The organism is Pollutimonas bauzanensis, assembly GCF_040393045.1.
Taxonomy (GTDB): domain Bacteria; phylum Pseudomonadota; class Gammaproteobacteria; order Burkholderiales; family Burkholderiaceae_B; genus Pollutimonas; species Pollutimonas bauzanensis_A.
The window spans coordinates 1-17,485 of the sequence record NZ_JBEBUX010000088.1 but is presented as its reverse complement, the minus strand read 5'-3'; the positions used below and the strand labels follow the sequence as shown (position 1 = coordinate 17,485).

Below are 17,485 nucleotides of genomic sequence, written 5' to 3'. Positions count from 1 at the left end.
CCAGCGACCTCTACGATGTCAACGTAGCGCTCTAACCAACTGAGCTAACCGCCTAAGGAAGAAAAAGATTCTAACCTATTTGTTTGGGGCTTGTCAAAACGGCCATCAAATACCGTTTTCCTACCGATAGGCTCGGCAGGTTTTTGTATTTTCACAACAGACTGCTTTGGAATTTCAGCCTAATGCCAGTTTTCGGACGATGTGGGAGGCTTTCCTGCTGCATGGTGTTACACTAAAGCCACGATAACACTACTTATTTTTGGTTTATATGAACTTTAGCACTACGCGAACTACGATCTGTAGTATTTAGCTGTCGCCGCGTATTGTTCAGTCTAAAGCAAATCAAAAAACCCAAAACGCGGCGCATGCCGCGTTTTTGCATTTTCAGGACATCTTATGGTTCAAATTACCCTGCCTGACGGCTCGCAGCGCGAGTTTCCAGGCCCCGTATCTGTTAACGATATCGCCTATTCGATCGGCACCGGCTTGGGCCGCGCCGCGTTGGGCGGGCGTGTTACGGTGGACGGTGTTGAGCCTAAGCTGGTCGATACAAGCTTTGTACTGGAGCAGGACGCGAATCTGGCTATTATTACGGCCAAGGATCCTGATGGCCTGGATTTGATCCGCCACTCGACGGCTCACCTTCTTGCCTACGCAGTGAAGTCGCTTTTCCCTGAAGCCCAGGTCACCATAGGCCCAGTCATTGAAAACGGGTTTTATTACGACTTTTCGTATAAGCGCCCGTTTACGCCAGAAGACTTGGTTGCCATAGAAAAGAAAATGGCCGAGCTGGCCAAGAAGAACGAGGTGGTAACCCGCGAAGAGTGGATGCGCGATGATGCGGTGGCTTACTTCAATGGAATAGGCGAGCACTACAAAGCGGAAATCATCGCATCCATTCCCTCCAACGAGCCTATCAGCTTGTACCGCGAGGGCGATTTCATTGACTTGTGCCGTGGCCCGCACGTGCCGTCTACTGGCCATTTGAAGGTCTTCAAGCTAATGAAGGTTGCAGGTGCGTACTGGCGCGGCGACAGCAAGAACGAAATGCTTCAACGCATTTACGGTACGGCTTGGGCCTCGAAGGACGAGCAGGCCAGCTATTTGACCATGCTGGAAGAAGCCGAGTTGCGCGATCACCGCAAGCTGGGGCGCGAACTTGACTTGTTCCATTTCCAGGAAGAAGCGCCGGGACTGATTTTCTGGCATCCCAAGGGCTGGACGTTATGGCAGCAAGTCGAACAATACATGCGCGCTGTATACCAAGATAACGGCTACCAGGAAGTGAAGGCGCCGCAGATACTCGATTTGTCCCTTTGGAAGAAAACCGGCCACTGGGATAATTACGCCGAAAACATGTTTACGACGGAATCCGAGAGCCGTACTTACGGCCTTAAGCCCATGAACTGCCCAGGCCATGTGCAAATCTTTAATTCCGGCTTGCATTCGTACCGCGAACTGCCCATACGCTATGGTGAATTCGGTCAATGCCACCGCAACGAGCCATCGGGTTCGCTGCACGGCATGATGCGCGTACGCGGCTTTACGCAAGATGACGGCCATATCTTCTGTACAGAAGACCAGTTGCAGGAAGAGTGCGTGGCATTTACCGCCTTGCTGCAAAAAGTGTATGCTGATTTCGGGTTTACCGAGATTCTGTATAAGGTGGCTACGCGCCCCGAGAAGCGCATTGGTTCCGACGAAGTCTGGGACAAGGCCGAGCAGGCCTTGATGGATAGCCTGAACCATACGGGGTGTGAATATGAAGTCTCACCCGGCGAGGGGGCTTTTTATGGCCCGAAAATCGAATATACGCTGAAAGACGCTATCGGCCGTCATTGGCAATGTGGCACGATTCAGGTGGACTTTTCTATGCCGCAACGATTGGGCGCCGAATATGTCGACCCGGCCGACCAACGAAAGACCCCGGTTATGTTGCATCGTGCCATACTGGGATCATTCGAGCGTTTCATAGGCATGTTGATCGAAAATCATGCGGGCGCCATGCCCGCCTGGTTAGCCCCTGAACATGCCGTAGTTTGCTGCATTTCCGAGCCATCGGCCGAATATGCGGCAGAAATCGCTCTAAGCTTGAAAAAACAAGGGTTTAGAGCCAGTTCCGATTTGCGTGCTGAAAAAATCACCCGTAAAATTCGTGAACACAGTATGCAGAAAATACCGTACATTCTGGTGGTAGGCGAAAAAGAGCGCGAAGCCGGTAAAGTAGCGGTACGTGGCAGGGGTGGAGTCGATTTGGGGGTAATGTCCCTTGACGATTTTTCTGCCCGCCTGCAAAACGAAATCAACACCCGGGTGTAATACCGGGTAGGTTTGCCAAAGCCTGATTTTTTATTAATTCTAGGAGTCTTAGACATCGCAACCGAAAAACCACATCGCATCAATGGTGAAATCCGCGTCCCCGAGGTGCGTCTTATTGGGGTAGAAGGGGAACAATTGGGGGTTGTAAAAACCGCCGATGCACTCGTTCTGTCTGAACAACACGAAGTAGACCTGGTCGAGATCGCACCCAATGCGGAGCCACCGGTCTGCCGATTGATGGACTATGGCAAGTTCAAGTATCAAGAACAAAAGCGCCAACAAGAGGCGCGATCCAAGCAAAAGATCATTCAGGTAAAAGAAGTCAAGTTCCGCCCCGGAACTGACGAAGGCGACTACCAGGTCAAGCTGCGCAATTTGCGCCGCTTCATCGAGGAAGGCGACAAAGCCAAGGTGACCTTGCGTTTCCGTGGTCGCGAAATGGCTCACCAGGAACTTGGCATGCGCGTTCTGGAACGCGTGCGCGACGACCTGCTCGAGCTTTGCCAAGTTGAAGCCATGCCCAAGCTCGAAGGCCGTCAAATGGTCATGGTATTGGCTCCCCGCAAGAAAGCGACGCCAGGCAAACCTGGCGACGCAGCCTCCTGACCTGAACTTCTACTTCCCGTCTGCCGGCTTGCCGTCAGACGGGTGCACGCAGGTGTCTTATGCACGTTTTGTTTGTTATTGATCCCTTGCTGTCTCTCAAGGCTTATAAAGACTCATCAGTAGCGATGATGCGTGCATTGGTTGCACGGGGCCACACGTTAAGCGTGGCTCATCAAGGCGACCTGTATATCGACGAAGGCTTGGTCAAGGTAGTTGCCACTGGCATAGCCTTGGTCGATGACGCCGACTTGCACGGTCACGAGTGGTGGCAAGAGCGCAGCCGTCCTCAAGACGTCGTGCTGGCAGAATTCGATGCTGTGTTGATGCGTAAAGATCCACCATTTGATATGGAATATGTTTACGCAACTCACCTGCTTGAATACGCAGAGGCGCAAGGCGCACGCGTATTCAATTCCGGGGCGGCAATACGCAATCATCCCGAAAAACTCGCCATTACCGAGTTTGCTTCATTTACGTCGCCTACATTGGTTACGCGCGATATGGTGCGTTTGCGGGCATTCCATGCAAAATACCAGGACGTAATCGTAAAGCCCCTGGACGGCATGGGCGGCACAGGTATTTTCCGACTGCGGGAAGCCGAGCATAATCTTGGCGCCATCCTTGAAACGCTTACCGATAATGGTGCCCGGACCATCATGGCGCAACGCTACATCCCGGAAATCATCAACGGCGATAAGCGTATTTTGCTAATTGCAGGCAAGCCAGTGCCTTATTCCTTGGCTCGTATCCCATTGGCCGGTGAAACCCGCGGCAATCTTGCCGCTGGCGGGCGCGGTGTGGCCCAACCCCTGTCTGCGCACGATATGGAAATTGCAGAGGCTATCGGGCCGAAGTTGGTCGAACGCGGCTTATTGTTGGTGGGGCTGGATGTAATAGGCGACTATGTCACAGAAGTCAACGTGACGAGTCCTACGTGCTTCGTCGAAATCACGGAACAGACCGATTTTGATGTCGCTGATTGCTTTGCCGCAGCGCTCGAACAGGCAGTAGGTGGTTGAATGGCCCGCATCGTACTGGTTATGCACCGACCGCTGGGCGCTGCCTTCGCTGCATGTGCTGAACATGTTCTGGGGCAGAAGGCCGACCTGACCATTTTCGACGTGGCGCCTGATGCGGAGCCCGCCGTGCTCATCGACGATCTGTCGCAGCGACTTATGCAGGATACTCACGAAGCCACATTGGTACTATGCGATATATTTGGCGCCACGCCATTCAATATTGCCAAGCAGGCATTGAAGCGGGCTACCGAGCAAGGCTTGACCGCTCATTTGATTACCGGCACTAATCTGTGCATGGTTTTGAAGGCGCTGACCGATCAGCAGGAAAATCCAGATAAACTGAGCGAAAGTGTGCGACAGGGTGCCCTGCGGGGCATCGTCAATGCTGATCAAGCATGCTGACCCATTTCGTGCCGTTATTGGCCTGTTAAATAAAAAAGAGCCTTATGCCATCTATCGACATCGTCATCAGTAATAAATTGGGTTTACATGCTCGCGCCGCAGCCAAGCTTACGCAATTGGCCGGTAAATTCCACAGCGAGATTTTCATTGCCCGAGGGGCGCAACGGGTGAACGCGAAAAGCATTATGGGCGTCATGATGCTGGCTGCGGGCCTCGGCGTTACTGTCAAGGTAGATGCCGTTGGCGATGATGCCGATCAGGCTTTGCTTGATATCCAATCGCTGTTCAACAACAAGTTCGGCGAGCAGGAATAGTCCGGACAATGCCGCTTCACGACTAATTTTCCATGACTACGCATCCGACTCCCGATTTACGCGGACCCCGCTCCATGCTGTGCATGCAGGGGCAGGGGGTAGTCAAAGGCTATGCCATAGGCAGGGTCGCAATCATGAGCGCGGCTGCGCTTGAAGTTGCGCATTATCGTATTGCTCCGGAAGACGTCCAGACGGAATGCGAACGCTTGAAAAATGCCCTGAGCACAGCAAGCGTCGAATTGCAGGCTATGGCGGGCGCGTTGCCCGACGATGCGCCCCGCGAACTTGGGCCTTTGCTAACCGTGCACAGCTTGCTGCTGGAAGACCCTATGCTCTTTCAGCAGACTTGCGAGCTCATTCTTACGCGCCATTACAACGCCGAATGGGCGTTGACTACTCAGGGGCAATTGCTGGCAGAACAGTTTGCCATCATGGAAGACGAGTATTTGCGTGAACGCAGTGCCGATATCCGGCAGGTTATCGAACGCGTCTTGCGCGTACTCTCGGGATCCACCGCACTGCTGCCGGAAATCGAGGCCGGCGATTCGAGTGACCCGCTAATTGTTGTAGCTCGCGACATTTCTCCCGCCGATATGCTGCGCCTGCGCGGCGCTCGTTTTGCGGGATTCCTGACCGACTTGGGCGGCCCTACGTCTCATACGGCGATTGTGGCGCGCAGCATGAATGTGCCGGCAGTGGTGGGCTTGGGCCATATCCGTATGCTGGTGCGCGATGGGGATACCTTAATAGCCGACGGGTTTACCGGGGCTGTGCTTATCAACCCGTCGCCATTGGTGCTGCAGGAATATCGTCGGCGGCAAGCGGTTTATGCCAGCGAGCGTGCCGAGCTTGCCTTGTTGCGCGATGCGCCGGCAATTACGCTGGATGGCATACAAATCAAGCTGGAAGCCAATATCGAGCTTCCTGAAGAGGCTGTCGCCGCCATGCAGGCGGGCGCCGATGGCATAGGCCTGTTTCGTAGCGAGTTTCTGTTCATGGGCCGCCGCGATCTGCCAACGGAAGACGAGCAGTACGAAGCGTATTCGTCGGTGGTTAAAACGATGGCGGGCCGCCCCGTTACTATCCGCACCCTGGATCTGGGAGCGGATAAGACGCTGGACGGCGACGTTACTGTGGCGACCAATCCGGCTTTGGGCTTGCGAGCAATAAGATATTGCCTGGCCAATCCCGAGATTTTTGCAACGCAGTTAAGGGCATTGCTGCGTGCCTCAGTGCATGGGCATGTGCGTATCCTGATACCCATGATTTCGCATATGCACGAGGTTCATGCCACGCGCCTGGCCATCGATGCCGCATGCCGCGATCTGGATGCCAGCGGCGTACCCTATGAGCGCAATATTTCCCTGGGCGCCATGGTGGAAATACCGGCGATGGCCATCGCTATTGAGCCCTTCGCCGAAACGCTGGACTTCCTGTCTATCGGTACTAATGATCTCATTCAATACACTCTTGCCATTGATCGGGGCGATAGCGAAGTGGCCGATTTGTATGATCCCATGCATCCGGCGGTCTTGCGCTTGATTGCACACACGATCAACGCTGCCGAGCGCGCTGGTATACCAGTGGCCGTATGTGGCGAAATCGCCGGCGATTCGCGTGTTACCCGTATGTTGCTGGGCCTGGGGCTAAAAGAATTTTCCATGCATCCGCAGCAATTGCTGGATGTTAAAAAGGAAGTTCGCCAGGCACATTCCAATGCCTTGCGAGTCAAGGTTGCATCGGCGCTGAACCGGGCCGAACGCATCGACTTGGAAGCCTTGTCAGGCTAAAAGCTAAAGGCTGATATGCTGAATTGGCGCCCGCGGGCGCCAATTCAGCAGTTAAGCGTGATGCAATACCCGATCAATAATGGTACGCGGTTTCGCCGTGTGAGTTGATGTCCAGGCCTTCGCGCTCGACATCTGTGCCAACCCGCAGGCCGCATGCCTTATCGGCGATAAAGTAAGCAGCCCAGGCCACAACCCCTGACCAAACCACGGTAATCAGGATGCCTTCCAACTGTACCCATACTTGATGCGGAATAGCACTAACGGCTTCGAGGCCGGGGCCGCCCAAGGCCTGAGCGTTAAACACCCCGGTCAGCAGGGCGCCCACAATACCGCCCACGCCATGGATGCCGAACACGTCGAGGCTATCATCAGCGCGCAGCAGACGCTTCAGGCCATTGACGCCCCATACGCAGATAGCGCCCGTAACCAGGCCAATAATAAGCGCACCACCGGGGCCGACCAGACCGGCAGCCGGGGTGATGCCGACCAACCCAGCTACAGCGCCGGAAATCGCGCCAAGCAACGAGGGCTTGCCTTTGTACTTCCATTCGATCAACAGCCACGCCAGGATCGCGCCTGCTGTCGCCACCATGGTGTTGAAGAATGCCAGGGCGGCAGTTTCATTGGCGCTCAGGGCGGAGCCCGCGTTGAACCCGAACCAGCCTACCCACAGCAAGGCCGCACCAGTCATGGCCATGGGCAGGTTGTGAGGCTGCATCGATTCGCGTCCGTATCCAACCCGCTTACCGATAAAGTAGGCGCCTACTAAGCCTGCAATGCCGGCATTGATATGGACCACCGTACCGCCGGCAAAATCCAGCGCGCCGCGTTCGAAAAGCCAGCCACCGGGAGCCCAGACCATATGGGCGATAGGAATATAGGAAAAGGTCAGCCAGATTACGGTAAACAGCATGACGGCCGAATACTTTGCCCGCTCGGCGAATCCGCCCACAATCAGTGCGCATGTGATGCCCGCAAACGTCGCCTGGAAGGCTGCAAAGCTAAGCTCGGGAATGGTGCCTGACAGCTCGAATTTCGCATTAGCCAGATCAAGCATACCGCTGAAAAATACGCGGGAAAACCCGCCGAGCACGGCGTTTCCTTCGGTAAAGGCCAGGGAATAGCCGTAAATGAACCAAATCACCACGGCCAGAGAGAAAGTCGAAACGACTTGAATCAGTATCGACAAGACATTTTTGGCGCGAACCAAGCCGCCATAAAAGAGGGCGAGCCCGGGGACAACCATTAATAACACTAGCAGGGTAGAAACGCTTACCCATGCCAAATCGGCTTTATCCATTATTTACTCCTGAGTGACGGCACTGAATGTGTATTTCTGCGAAGGATCAATGTGAAAGAGGGCTGCTACAGTGCGTTCTCGCCATGTTCTCCCGTGCGGATTCGTATGGCTTGTTCGATAGGTGTCACAAAGACCTTGCCGTCGCCTATCTTGCCCGTGTGGGCGGCCGTGCAAAGGTTTTCAATGGCTTGCTCGACCATGTCATCGGATACGGCCATTTCCAGGCGTAGCTTGGGCAGGAAGTCGACGGTATATTCAGCCCCCCGATACAGTTCCGTATGGCCCTTCTGACGGCCAAAGCCTTTTACTTCGGTGACGGTCATGCCCTGTATACCTATACTGGATAGGGCTTCCCGGACTTCGTCCAGCTTGAATGGTTTGATAATGGCTGTGATCAGCTTCATGGCAGTTTCCTGGTAAGGGTGACAGCCAGAGTTACGCAAACGCCGTGCCAATTTTAGAAGTTAAGGAGTGCTCCGCAGCGGGCTGAATCCTGATGGCTTTGCCCCAAAATGGTGCGAAAGTGTTTTCGGAGCGCACCATATAGACGCGTATCTACCTTGTGACTGCACAAAACTGTAACAATAGCTTGGTGGCACAAGGTATTTGTATCTCGATGTTGGGGATGGATATCTCGGTCATATGACGGCAACTCTCGATGCCTAAAGGGCTTTCTTGAAAAATAGAGCGGAATAAAAAATATTATTGAAATTAGTGTTTACACTAGGTTGATAGTCTGCACGCTTTCTATGGCTAGAATTGTTACCAAGCCAGTTGTAACAAGCTCGCTGCTGAACCGTTAGTCGCACCGGGTCAGCAAAAGATATCGCGACTTAGAATTAGTGAGGAATATTATGCAAAAGACTCGTACACATCTTGCTGTCATTGCAATGGTTGCTTCAATGAGTCTGCTAGCCGCATGCTCGAAAGGTGAAGACACAGCCGTTCCACCCGCCAGCACTGAAGCGCCAGCGCCTGTTCCGACACCTGCGCCAGAACCCGCTCCTGCACCGACACCAGCACCTTCTTCGTCTTCCGACGTGCCTGCTGCTAGCCAGTCGTCCTCCAGTTCAGGCGAGACAGTCAAAGAAACGGCAAAAGACGCAGCTAATGCCATTTCCGACAAAGCAGCTCAGGCAGGCGATGCCATCAAGGAAGGCGCAGCTAAAGCTGACCAAGCCATCCAGGATAAGGTGGGTAACGGCCAAACTTCCGCGCCGGTCACACCCAACAACTAATTTGACAATCTAACTATGCTGCATCAGCTAGCGGATTGATCATCAGTATGAAACGGGCCTTTGAGGCCCGTTTTTTTATTACACTAGCTTATTACCTTGATGGAGACTGCCATGATCAATCGAACTGACTGGATTGAAGATTTTCAGAAGAACATGTCCGACCTTATCGCTAAAAGCCCGGCGGCCGATATAGAGCGGAATGTGAAAGCCATGATGGCTCAAACCTTCACACGGCTGGATCTGGTGACTCGAGAGGAATTCGATATTCAGGCAGACCTGCTTGAGCGCTCGATGGCGCGGATCACCGCATTGGAAGCCAAGATTCAGTCCCTGGAAGGGCGCTCCGATGTCCCCCAGCAACCACCTCGCACGACCATCAACCCCGAGTAATGCCCGTTTACTTGCTGCGCGACCCGCAGCCCGGTGATATGGGCTGGGTTGTACATAGACAAGGCGTGCTGTACGCGCAGGAGTATGGCTGGAATACAGAGTTCGAGGCGCTGGTGGCCGAGATTGTCGCCAGCTATGTGCGAAAGTTTGACCAAGCTTGTGAGCGATGCTGGATTGCCGAGAAAGACGGTAAGGTAGTGGGTTCCGTATTTGTCGTGCGCCACGATCAGGAAACCGCAAAATTACGTCTGCTCTATGTCGAAGCCAGCGCCCGCGGCCTGGGTATTGGTCATCGTCTGGTGGATGAATGCCTGCGTTTCGCTCGGCTTGCGGGTTACAAGAGGATGGTGTTGTGGACCAATAGCGTATTGACCGATGCGCGCAGAATCTATCAGCGGGCCGGGTTCCAGCTCATCCAAGAAGAGCCGCATCATAGCTTCGGCAAGGATCTTATCGGTCAGACGTGGATGCGCGATTTGTGAGCACTCACGTTAAGGCGACGATCGCCGCGGCGATAACTGGTGTCCTTGTGGGCGCGGCGATGGTATCTACGCGGGTGGTGTCCAGCGATGCATCGCCGGCCACGCTCGCCTTTTTACGCTACCTGATCGGTGTAGGTGTGCTCGGTTTACCGGTGCTTCTGACGTCCACATCGCGCATACGATTCCTGCCAGCGGACGCTATGGTCGTCTCTGTTCTTGGGGTATTTCAGTTTGCCCTGCTGATTGTGTTGCTTAATTACGCCCTGGAAACACTGCCGGCAGCAACTTGCGCGCTCGTTTTTTCGACGATGCCCTTATTTACTATGTGCCTGGCGATCGTATTGGGGCGTGAGGCATACAGTTCGAGAAAGCTTGGCGGATTGGTGCTTGCAATATCTGGTGTGGGCTTTCTGCTTTACTCGTCGCCGGCGCAAATCGACGCCAATCCGATCGATCCGCTGGCGTTTGCAGCGCTTGTTGGTGCGACGATGACCGGAGCCGTATGCAGCATCCTGTATCGTCCTTATCTGCTGCGCTATCCCGTCTTGCCCACCAGTACGCTGGCCATGTTTGCTGCAGTCATCTTCCTGACCGGCCTTTGTCTGGCTAGCGCCCAGCCTCTTGTTCCGCACTTGTCGGTCATTCAGTGGGCGAATGTGGGCTTCATCGGTCTATCCAGCGGCCTGGGTTATTTCTGCTGGCTATGGGCCTTAGCCAAAATGGACGCCAGCCGAGTCGTCGCCTTTCAGGCATTGGGGCCGGTTACTGCCGCAGTCATAGAACTGGCGATGACGCGTAGTCTACCTTCGTGGCAGCTTCTGCTCTCAATTATGTTGGTGGTCTCGGGGCTTCTTCTGGCGTGCCTGCAGCGCGCCAAGCGGCAGCCGTAGCGACTTTGGGTTGGGCGGCTACCCTCGTACTAATCCCCCTGGATAAAAGGGCATTCTTAATCTAGGATCAAAGCGGGCCGCAGCCCATACTCACCTTCTGGCGGTTAATTCTCTTAGAGAAAAGCGGGAGAGGGTGATGTCTTTAGCAATTCTGGCAAGCCGGGCCATATGCGGGCTGGATGGCTTTGCGGTTCGCGTCGAAGTCCATGTCGGCCCGGGTTTGCCGGCTTTCCATGTTGTGGGCCTGCCCGACACTGGTGTGCGCGAAAGCCGCGAGCGCGTGCGTTCGGCCATCATCAGTAGCGGCTATGAATTTCCGGCGGGCCGAATCACCGCCAACCTGGCTCCCGCCGACTTGCCTAAAGAATCCGGTCGCTTCGATCTTCCCATAGCCTTGGGCGTACTGCTGGCTTCGGGCCAGGTGCAACCAGAGGCTCGCACAGGCCCGTCGGACTTGTCCTCTTATGTGTTTGCCGGCGAACTGTCGCTCACGGGGGCTATTGTGTCGGTGGGTACGCCGCTGGCGATTGCCCTGGCGGTGGCGCGCAGCACGCCAGGAGCAAGGCTGGTCATGCCGCCCGATGGCGCCGGTCTTGCTGCCCGGGTGCCAGGGTTGACCGTATTGGCGGCTGGGACTCTGGTGGATGTGGTGGAGCACTTTGCCGGCAGGGCGCCGTTGCCTGTCGCGCAACCGACATCAGCAGATTCGGTTGATGCGGCTGTCCCGTGTCTGTCCGACGTGCGCGGCCAGGCGCTGGCGCGCCGCGCGCTCGAAGTGGCGGCAGCCGGGGGACATAGTCTATTGATGGTTGGCCCGCCGGGAACGGGCAAAAGCATGCTGGCGCATCGTCTGCCGGGCTTGCTGCCACGCCTTGGTCTCGAGCATGCGCTCGAGGTGGCCGCGCTGGCCAGTATCAGTGGGCGTGATCAGGTATTCAGCGACCTGCCGCCTTTTCGGGCGCCGCACCATTCTGCGTCGGCGCCTGCTTTGGTCGGTGGCGGGGCACATCCCCGGCCCGGGGAAATCAGCCAGGCTCATCGAGGCGTCCTGTTTCTGGATGAATTACCGGAATTTAACCGCCGCGTACTCGAATCCTTGCGTGAGCCTTTGGAAACCGGGTGTATATCCATTGCCCGCGCATCCAGGACGCTTATGTTTCCTGCTGCGTTCCAGTTGGTGGCAGCCATGAATCCTTGTCCTTGTGGTTGGCTGGGGCATGCAAAAATGCTATGTACCTGCGGCGTTGATCAGATCCAGAAATATCGCAGTAAACTTTCAGGTCCTTTGCTGGACCGGGTGGATTTGCAAATAGCGCTGCTTGCGGCCGACGCCGATTGGATGGATGCACCACGCGGCGAGGCATCGGGGCCGGTACGCGATAGGGTTGCCCTTTGCCGGCAGCGGCAGGCCCATCGCCAAGATCACCTGAACGCGGGTTTGGACGTCGGCGGGATTGAAGCGCACTGTGTTTTACAGCCGTCGGCAAAGGGCTTGGTGCAGCAAGGAATGGCGCGCTGGAATTGGTCGGCGCGCGTTGTACACCGTATCTTGCGCGTGGCACGCACGTTGGCCGATCTTGCCCAAGAGGACATGATTGATGGCATGCATGTTGCGGAAGCCATACAATACCGGCAGCCTTGGGGCAGTTAGCCTGCAGAAATAGACAAGTGCCTGGAAATAATCGTATAATCAAGGGCTTTTCTGGCTTTTTTAGATAGGGGCCAGTTAAGTTCAAGCAGTATCTTGTTCAAGGGGTTTGTCAGTAAGCTCCTCGCGCAACAACCCTAATAAGTGATTGTTGGGTCATGCAAGTATTGCCAGTTTGCTTTGGCAGTCACCTACATTCATAAACAACAGAGTTACATCATGCCTAAGATGAAAACCAAGAAAGGCGCCGCAAAGCGCTTTAAGGTTCGTGGTAGCGGGTCGATCAAGCGGGGCCAGGCGTTCAAGCGTCACATCCTCACAAAGAAAACAACCAAGAGCAAGCGCCAGTTGCGCGGCTCAACCGCGGTGCACAAGTCTGATGTCGCCTCGGTCAAGGCAATGTTGCCTTTCGCTTGATTAACGGAGATCTCATACCATGCCACGCGTAAAACGCGGCGTAACTGCCCGTGCTCGTCACAAAAAAGTTATTAAAGCAGCTAAAGGTTATCGCGGTCGCCGCGGTAATGTATTCCGGATCGCCAAACAGGCGGTAATGAAAGCTGGGCAATATGCCTATCGTGACCGTCGCAATAAAAAGCGCACGTTCCGTGCTCTCTGGATCACCCGTATCAACGCGGCTTGCCGTGAATTGGGTGTGTCGTACAGCGTGTTTATCGCTGGCACGAAGAAAGCCTCGATTGAACTGGATCGTAAAGTCCTGGCCGATATGGCTGTAAACGATAAAGCCGGCTTTGCTGCCGTGGTTGCTCAAGCACAAGCTGCTTTGGCTGCTTAATCGATTTCGATTCTGTATTGCTGCAAACGGGGCTCAAGTGGGCTCCGTTTGTATTTGGAAAAGCGACAATATGACTCCTCCGGTTGATGACCTGATTGTTCAGGCCAAAGAACAATTCGCCCAAGTTGCCGATGCGGCGGCGCTGGAAAACGCCAAAGCCAAGTTTCTGGGCAAGCAAGGCGCGCTAACAGCCATGATGAAAGGGCTGGCCCAGCTTGATCCCGAGCAGAAAAAGGCGGAAGGCGCGCGTATCAATCAACTGAAGCAGCATATCGAAGGCTTGCTTACTGCTCGTCGCGCCGAATTGGCGCAGGCTGAACTAGATAAACGTCTGGCATCGGAAACCATCGATGTCAGTCTTCCCGGGCGGGGCAGAGGAGCCGGCGGCATCCATCCTGTTATCCAGACCTGGCAGCGTGTCGAAGCGATCTTTCGCTCGATTGGTTTCGATGTGGCCGATGGCCCCGAAATCGAAAATGACTGGACCAACTTTACCGCCCTGAATAATCCCGAAAACCATCCTGCGCGTTCCATGCAGGATACGTTTTACGTCGATATGCAAGATCAGCAAGGCCTGCCGTTGCTGCTGCGTACCCACACCAGTCCGATGCAGGTGCGCTATGCCCGCATGAACAAGCCGCCCATCAAGGTAATTGCTCCCGGGCGTACATACCGGGTCGATAGCGATGCCACGCACTCCCCGATGTTTCATCAGGTCGAGGGCTTGTGGATCGCCGAAGATATCTCTTTTGCCGACCTCAAGGGCGTCTACACCAATTTCCTGCGAGCGTTTTTTGAAACCGATGATTTGTCGGTGCGTTTCCGTCCCTCGTTCTTTCCTTTTACGGAACCCTCCGCCGAAATCGATATGATGTTCACCTCGGGCCCCAATCAGGGCAAGTGGCTGGAAATCTCCGGGTCGGGTCAGGTGCATCCCCAGGTGGTGCGCAACTTCGGGCTGGATCCCGAACGTTATATCGGCTTCGCATTCGGCTCCGGTCTTGAGCGCCTGACCATGCTGCGTTATGGCGTCAATGATTTACGCCAGTTCTTTGAAGGCGACCTACGCTTCTTGCGCCAGTTCAACCGCTAATCCAACGAGTACCTTATGCAATTTCCTGAGTCTTGGCTGCGCGCCTTTGTCAACCCCGACCTTGATACCGATGCCTTGTCACATCAGCTGACGATGGCGGGCCTGGAGGTCGAGGAAACGACGCCGGCAGCGCCGCCGTTCAGTGGTATTGTCGTGGCTCACATCGTTGACATTGCCGCGCATCCCAACGCTGACAAGCTGCGGGTGTGTCAAGTCGATGACGGCTCTGGCGCATTGCTGCAAATAGTGTGTGGCGCGCCCAATGCGGCGGCTGGCATCAAGGTTCCTCTGGCCCGCGTAGGTGCGCAATTGCCTGGCGGCATGAAAATCGGCACCGCCAAAATGCGTGGGGTCGAGTCGGCCGGTATGCTGTGTTCGGCCCGCGAACTGGGTTTGTCCCAGGATCACGATGGCTTGCTGGTGCTGGAAGCCGAGGCGCCCATTGGCGAATCGTTGCGCGACGTGCTCGATCTGGACGATACCTTGTTCACGTTGAAGATGACGCCTAATCGCGCCGACTGCCTTTCGATTCTGGGCGTTGCGCGCGAGGTTGCCGCATTGACTGGCGCTGCGCTTACATTGCCGACGTTCGAGCCTGTCGCTGTTACGTTAGACGACAGCCTTGCCGTCAAGGTTGAAGCACCTGATCTGTGCGGCCGTTTCGCCGGTCGCGTCATACGGGGCGTCAATGCCAAAGCGCCAACGCCGGCTTGGATGAAGACGCGCCTCGAGCGTGCCGGCCAGCGTTCCATTTCAGCTTTGGTCGATATCTCCAACTACGTTATGTTGGAATTAGGCCGTCCGACCCATGTGTTTGATCTGCAACGTATACAGGGCGGTCTGACGGTGCGCTGGGGCCAGCCTGGTGAAACGCTGGAACTGCTTAATGGCCAAACCGTCACGCTGGATACTGATGTCGGTGTTATCGCGGCAGGCGACATTGTCGAAAGCCTGGCAGGCATCATGGGTGGCGAAGCGACCTCGGTCACGCTGGATACCACTGATATCTATCTGGAAGGCGCATTCTGGTGGGCTGAAGCCATCATGGGTCGTCCACGCCGTTATAAGCTAAGTTCCGAAGCAAGCCATCGCTTCGAGCGCGGCGTCGACTTCCAGTCGATCCCCGAACACCTTGAATTCATGACGCGTCTGTTGATTGATATCTGCGGAGGCCAGGCAGGCCCCCTGGATGATCAAATCGTCAAGCTGCCTGCGCGCGAACCAGTCAGCATGCGCCTGGATCGCTGCCATCGTGTGTTGGGCGTGCCGGTACCTCAACAAGAAGTCGAACAAATATTTACGCGCCTGGGGCTGCCGTTCCAGGTGACAGATGGTGTGTTCGTCGTTACGCCGCCGTCATACCGCTTCGATCTCTTCATTGAAGAAGACTTGATCGAAGAAGTCGCGCGCATTTACGGCTTTGAGCGCATTCCAGACTTGCCGCCCCTCGCGCGGGCCGACATGCTGACCACCCCTGAAGTGGTGCGCGGGCCGCACGCATTGCGTGCCGCTATGGCCAGCCTGGATTACCAGGAAGTCATCAATTTTGCTTTCGTGGAAGAGGCATGGGAACGCGATTACGCGGGTAACGCTGATCCCATCCGCCTGTTGAATCCTATTGCCAGTCAATTGGCCGTCATGCGGTCCAGCCTGATCGGTGGGTTGTTGGCCAATATTGTGCACAACGCCAATCGCAAACAAAGCCGGGTTCGGGTGTTTGAGCTGGGTCGGGTGTTCATTCGGGACGCCAACACCCCTGATGGCGAGCTGACTGTCGCCGGTGTGAGCCAGCCGCAATACCTGTCTGGCGCGGCGTGGGGGCCTGCCGTAGACGAGCAATGGAGCCTGCCCACTCGCCAGGTTGACTTCTATGACATCAAGAAGGACTTGGAAACCTTGCTTGGCGCTCAGGCGGCCAAGCTGCGTTGCGTGCCTGCCAGTTATCCAGCCTTGCACCCTGGTCGTTCAGCGCGACTGGAACTTGATGGCAAAGCGGTGGGCTGGATAGGTGAAATCCATCCTCAGTGGGCCCAGCAAAGCGATTTGACGCATGCCCCGGTGGTATTTGAAATCGATGTGGCGGCCATTTCGATCATCCCGATGCCCGCGCCTGCCGAGCTGTCGCGCCAGCCCATTGTCATCCGCGACCTGGCTGTTTGGGCCAGCGCCGACACGTCGTATCAGGATTTGTTGAATACGCTTACGCAAACAATTGCATCTAATGCTACTCTTGATATAGTTAAGGATATCAAGCTGTTCGATGTGTGGCGCGATAATTCGACCCAGACGTCGGAAAAAAGCATGGCATTCCGCTTTTGGCTCCAGGGCCGCGATGCGACGCTTGACGATCGCACGGTGGAGCAATGCATTAGCTGCCTGTTGCAGGCGCTTGTTAGCGAGCACGGCGTGCGTCAGCGCGCGTAAGGAGTTACATACATAATGAATACGGATCGTACCCTGACTAAAGCCGAGCTTGCCGAACTGCTGTTCGATCGCGTGGGCCTGAACAAGCGTGAAGCCAAAGATATTGTTGATACTTTTTTCGAAGAAATCCGCGAATCGCTAGCGCGCGGAACCGAGGTTAAACTGTCCGGATTCGGTAATTTCCAGGTGCGCGACAAACCGCCGCGCCCCGGCCGCAACCCGAAAACGGGCGAAGTCATTCCCATTGCGGCTCGCCGCGTAGTTACCTTTCACGCCAGTCAGAAGCTCAAAGGCGTGGTAGAGCAGGGCGGCAAGCCCGGTTCCACTCCCGAGTGAATCGGCGTTGGCTGCTTCCGCGTAGCCTTTGCCTGATCTGTTTCCACGAATACGTTTTGTCTATTAATCGGCCTACAATCCGCCCATGAGCTCTAGCGAAAATCCCGTCACATTGCCCCCGATTCCTGCCAAGCGTTATTTCACGATAGGCGAGGTCAGCGATTTATGTTTGGTCAAGCCCCATGTGCTACGTTACTGGGAGCAGGAATTCACGCAATTGAAGCCGGTGAAGCGCCGCGGTAATCGCCGCTATTACCAGCATCACGAAGTCCTGCTAATACGCCGCATACGCGACTTGCTTTATGAGCAAGGCTTCACCATCAGCGGCGCGCGAAACCGGCTTGGCGACGTAAACGAAGTCCCTCACGATCAGGACGCCGCCGTGCGTCTTTCGGGTGCGGAACTTCAGGGCTTGCGCAGCGACTTGAACGCGATCAA

19 protein-coding genes are annotated in these 17,485 nt (G+C 55.4%); 17 read left to right on the top strand and 2 right to left on the bottom strand.

What is annotated here, in order from left to right:
• Nucleotides 1-396: 396 nt before the first annotated feature.
• From thrS to ptsP, 6 genes are all read left to right on the top strand, one after another.
• On the top strand, nt 397-2,319 hold the full coding sequence (thrS, locus tag ABWO67_RS13600) for a threonine--tRNA ligase (RefSeq protein WP_353152367.1): 1,923 nt from the start codon (nt 397-399) through the stop codon (nt 2,317-2,319).
• A gap of 36 nt (nt 2,320-2,355) precedes the next feature.
• Entirely contained in the window at nt 2,356-2,925 is a 570-nt protein-coding gene (infC, locus tag ABWO67_RS13595) for a translation initiation factor IF-3 (protein ID WP_353152371.1), read from the top strand.
• Between the two features lie 59 nt (nt 2,926-2,984).
• Nucleotides 2,985-3,944 (top strand): glutathione synthase, encoded by a 960-nt coding sequence (gene gshB / locus ABWO67_RS13590; RefSeq protein ID WP_353152365.1) that lies wholly within the window; start codon nt 2,985-2,987, stop codon nt 3,942-3,944.
• Nucleotides 3,945-4,346 (top strand): PTS sugar transporter subunit IIA, encoded by a 402-nt coding sequence (locus ABWO67_RS13585; RefSeq protein ID WP_353152363.1) that lies wholly within the window; start codon nt 3,945-3,947, stop codon nt 4,344-4,346. It begins immediately after the preceding gene.
• 44 nt (nt 4,347-4,390) lie between these two features.
• The gene (locus tag ABWO67_RS13580) at nt 4,391-4,660 is read left to right on the top strand and encodes an HPr family phosphocarrier protein (protein WP_353152361.1); all 270 of its coding nucleotides are present in this window, start codon (nt 4,391-4,393) and stop codon (nt 4,658-4,660) included.
• An 83-nt stretch (nt 4,661-4,743) separates the two neighbouring features.
• Complete coding sequence (gene ptsP / locus ABWO67_RS13575) at nt 4,744-6,450, top strand: phosphoenolpyruvate--protein phosphotransferase (protein ID WP_353152369.1); 1,707 nt, start codon at nt 4,744-4,746, stop codon at nt 6,448-6,450.
• A gap of 73 nt (nt 6,451-6,523) precedes the next feature.
• Here ptsP and ABWO67_RS13570 read toward each other — a convergent pair whose 3' ends face one another.
• On the bottom strand, nt 6,524-7,750 hold the full coding sequence (locus ABWO67_RS13570) for an ammonium transporter (protein ID WP_353152359.1): 1,227 nt from the start codon (nt 7,748-7,750) through the stop codon (nt 6,524-6,526).
• A 65-nt stretch (nt 7,751-7,815) separates the two neighbouring features.
• A complete protein-coding gene (locus ABWO67_RS13565) occupies nt 7,816-8,154 on the bottom strand; it encodes a P-II family nitrogen regulator (RefSeq protein WP_353152357.1) in 339 nt (112 codons plus the stop codon).
• A gap of 450 nt (nt 8,155-8,604) precedes the next feature.
• Between ABWO67_RS13565 and ABWO67_RS13560 the strand changes: the two genes are divergently transcribed.
• From ABWO67_RS13560 to ABWO67_RS13510, 11 genes are all read left to right on the top strand, one after another.
• On the top strand, nt 8,605-8,988 hold the full coding sequence (locus ABWO67_RS13560; protein WP_353152355.1) for a hypothetical protein: 384 nt from the start codon (nt 8,605-8,607) through the stop codon (nt 8,986-8,988).
• A 111-nt stretch (nt 8,989-9,099) separates the two neighbouring features.
• Nucleotides 9,100-9,378, top strand: coding sequence for an accessory factor UbiK family protein (locus ABWO67_RS13555; RefSeq protein WP_353152353.1), 279 nt, complete (start codon nt 9,100-9,102; stop codon nt 9,376-9,378).
• The gene (locus ABWO67_RS13550; RefSeq protein ID WP_353152351.1) at nt 9,378-9,860 is read left to right on the top strand and encodes a GNAT family N-acetyltransferase; all 483 of its coding nucleotides are present in this window, start codon (nt 9,378-9,380) and stop codon (nt 9,858-9,860) included. Before ABWO67_RS13555 ends, ABWO67_RS13550 begins: the two co-directional genes overlap by 1 nt.
• Nucleotides 9,857-10,750 (top strand): DMT family transporter, encoded by an 894-nt coding sequence (locus ABWO67_RS13545; protein ID WP_353152349.1) that lies wholly within the window; start codon nt 9,857-9,859, stop codon nt 10,748-10,750. The genes ABWO67_RS13550 and ABWO67_RS13545 overlap by 4 nt, the downstream gene beginning before the upstream one ends.
• A gap of 136 nt (nt 10,751-10,886) precedes the next feature.
• Nucleotides 10,887-12,401 (top strand): YifB family Mg chelatase-like AAA ATPase, encoded by a 1,515-nt coding sequence (locus ABWO67_RS13540; protein WP_353152347.1) that lies wholly within the window; start codon nt 10,887-10,889, stop codon nt 12,399-12,401.
• Between the two features lie 216 nt (nt 12,402-12,617).
• On the top strand, nt 12,618-12,815 hold the full coding sequence (gene rpmI, locus ABWO67_RS13535) for a 50S ribosomal protein L35 (RefSeq protein WP_073101588.1): 198 nt from the start codon (nt 12,618-12,620) through the stop codon (nt 12,813-12,815).
• 19 nt (nt 12,816-12,834) lie between these two features.
• Nucleotides 12,835-13,194, top strand: a complete 360-nt coding sequence (gene rplT / locus ABWO67_RS13530; protein WP_132641502.1) for a 50S ribosomal protein L20 — start codon at nt 12,835-12,837, stop codon at nt 13,192-13,194.
• 70 nt (nt 13,195-13,264) lie between these two features.
• Entirely contained in the window at nt 13,265-14,287 is a 1,023-nt protein-coding gene (gene pheS, locus ABWO67_RS13525) for a phenylalanine--tRNA ligase subunit alpha (protein ID WP_353152344.1), read from the top strand.
• Between the two features lie 15 nt (nt 14,288-14,302).
• Nucleotides 14,303-16,711, top strand: coding sequence for a phenylalanine--tRNA ligase subunit beta (gene pheT / locus ABWO67_RS13520; RefSeq protein ID WP_353152342.1), 2,409 nt, complete (start codon nt 14,303-14,305; stop codon nt 16,709-16,711).
• Between the two features lie 15 nt (nt 16,712-16,726).
• Nucleotides 16,727-17,047, top strand: coding sequence for an integration host factor subunit alpha (locus ABWO67_RS13515; protein WP_353152340.1), 321 nt, complete (start codon nt 16,727-16,729; stop codon nt 17,045-17,047).
• Nucleotides 17,048-17,132: 85 nt separating this feature from the next.
• Nucleotides 17,133-17,485, top strand: a 353-nt coding sequence (locus ABWO67_RS13510) for a MerR family transcriptional regulator (protein WP_353152338.1), incomplete at its 3' end; no start/stop codon positions are given.

What these genes read in the sequence shown, in the direction of transcription:
- ABWO67_RS13560 (WP_353152355.1), top strand. Translation starts at nt 8,605, where the DNA reads ATGCAAAAGACTCGTACACATCTTGCTGTCATTGCAATGGTTGCTTCA.
- pheT (WP_353152342.1), top strand. Translation starts at nt 14,303, where the DNA reads ATGCAATTTCCTGAGTCTTGGCTGCGCGCCTTTGTCAACCCCGACCTT.
- thrS (WP_353152367.1), top strand. Translation starts at nt 397, where the DNA reads ATGGTTCAAATTACCCTGCCTGACGGCTCGCAGCGCGAGTTTCCAGGC.
- ABWO67_RS13580 (WP_353152361.1), top strand. Translation starts at nt 4,391, where the DNA reads ATGCCATCTATCGACATCGTCATCAGTAATAAATTGGGTTTACATGCT.
- ABWO67_RS13540 (WP_353152347.1), top strand. Translation starts at nt 10,887, where the DNA reads ATGTCTTTAGCAATTCTGGCAAGCCGGGCCATATGCGGGCTGGATGGC.
- ptsP (WP_353152369.1), top strand. Translation starts at nt 4,744, where the DNA reads ATGCAGGGGCAGGGGGTAGTCAAAGGCTATGCCATAGGCAGGGTCGCA.
- ABWO67_RS13515 (WP_353152340.1), top strand. Translation starts at nt 16,727, where the DNA reads ATGAATACGGATCGTACCCTGACTAAAGCCGAGCTTGCCGAACTGCTG.
- gshB (WP_353152365.1), top strand. Translation starts at nt 2,985, where the DNA reads ATGCACGTTTTGTTTGTTATTGATCCCTTGCTGTCTCTCAAGGCTTAT.
- ABWO67_RS13550 (WP_353152351.1), top strand. Translation starts at nt 9,378, where the DNA reads ATGCCCGTTTACTTGCTGCGCGACCCGCAGCCCGGTGATATGGGCTGG.
- rpmI (WP_073101588.1), top strand. Translation starts at nt 12,618, where the DNA reads ATGCCTAAGATGAAAACCAAGAAAGGCGCCGCAAAGCGCTTTAAGGTT.
- ABWO67_RS13555 (WP_353152353.1), top strand. Translation starts at nt 9,100, where the DNA reads ATGATCAATCGAACTGACTGGATTGAAGATTTTCAGAAGAACATGTCC.
- rplT (WP_132641502.1), top strand. Translation starts at nt 12,835, where the DNA reads ATGCCACGCGTAAAACGCGGCGTAACTGCCCGTGCTCGTCACAAAAAA.
- ABWO67_RS13570 (WP_353152359.1), bottom strand. Translation starts at nt 7,750, where the DNA reads ATGGATAAAGCCGATTTGGCATGGGTAAGCGTTTCTACCCTGCTAGTG.
- ABWO67_RS13565 (WP_353152357.1), bottom strand. Translation starts at nt 8,154, where the DNA reads ATGAAGCTGATCACAGCCATTATCAAACCATTCAAGCTGGACGAAGTC.
- pheS (WP_353152344.1), top strand. Translation starts at nt 13,265, where the DNA reads ATGACTCCTCCGGTTGATGACCTGATTGTTCAGGCCAAAGAACAATTC.
- ABWO67_RS13585 (WP_353152363.1), top strand. Translation starts at nt 3,945, where the DNA reads ATGGCCCGCATCGTACTGGTTATGCACCGACCGCTGGGCGCTGCCTTC.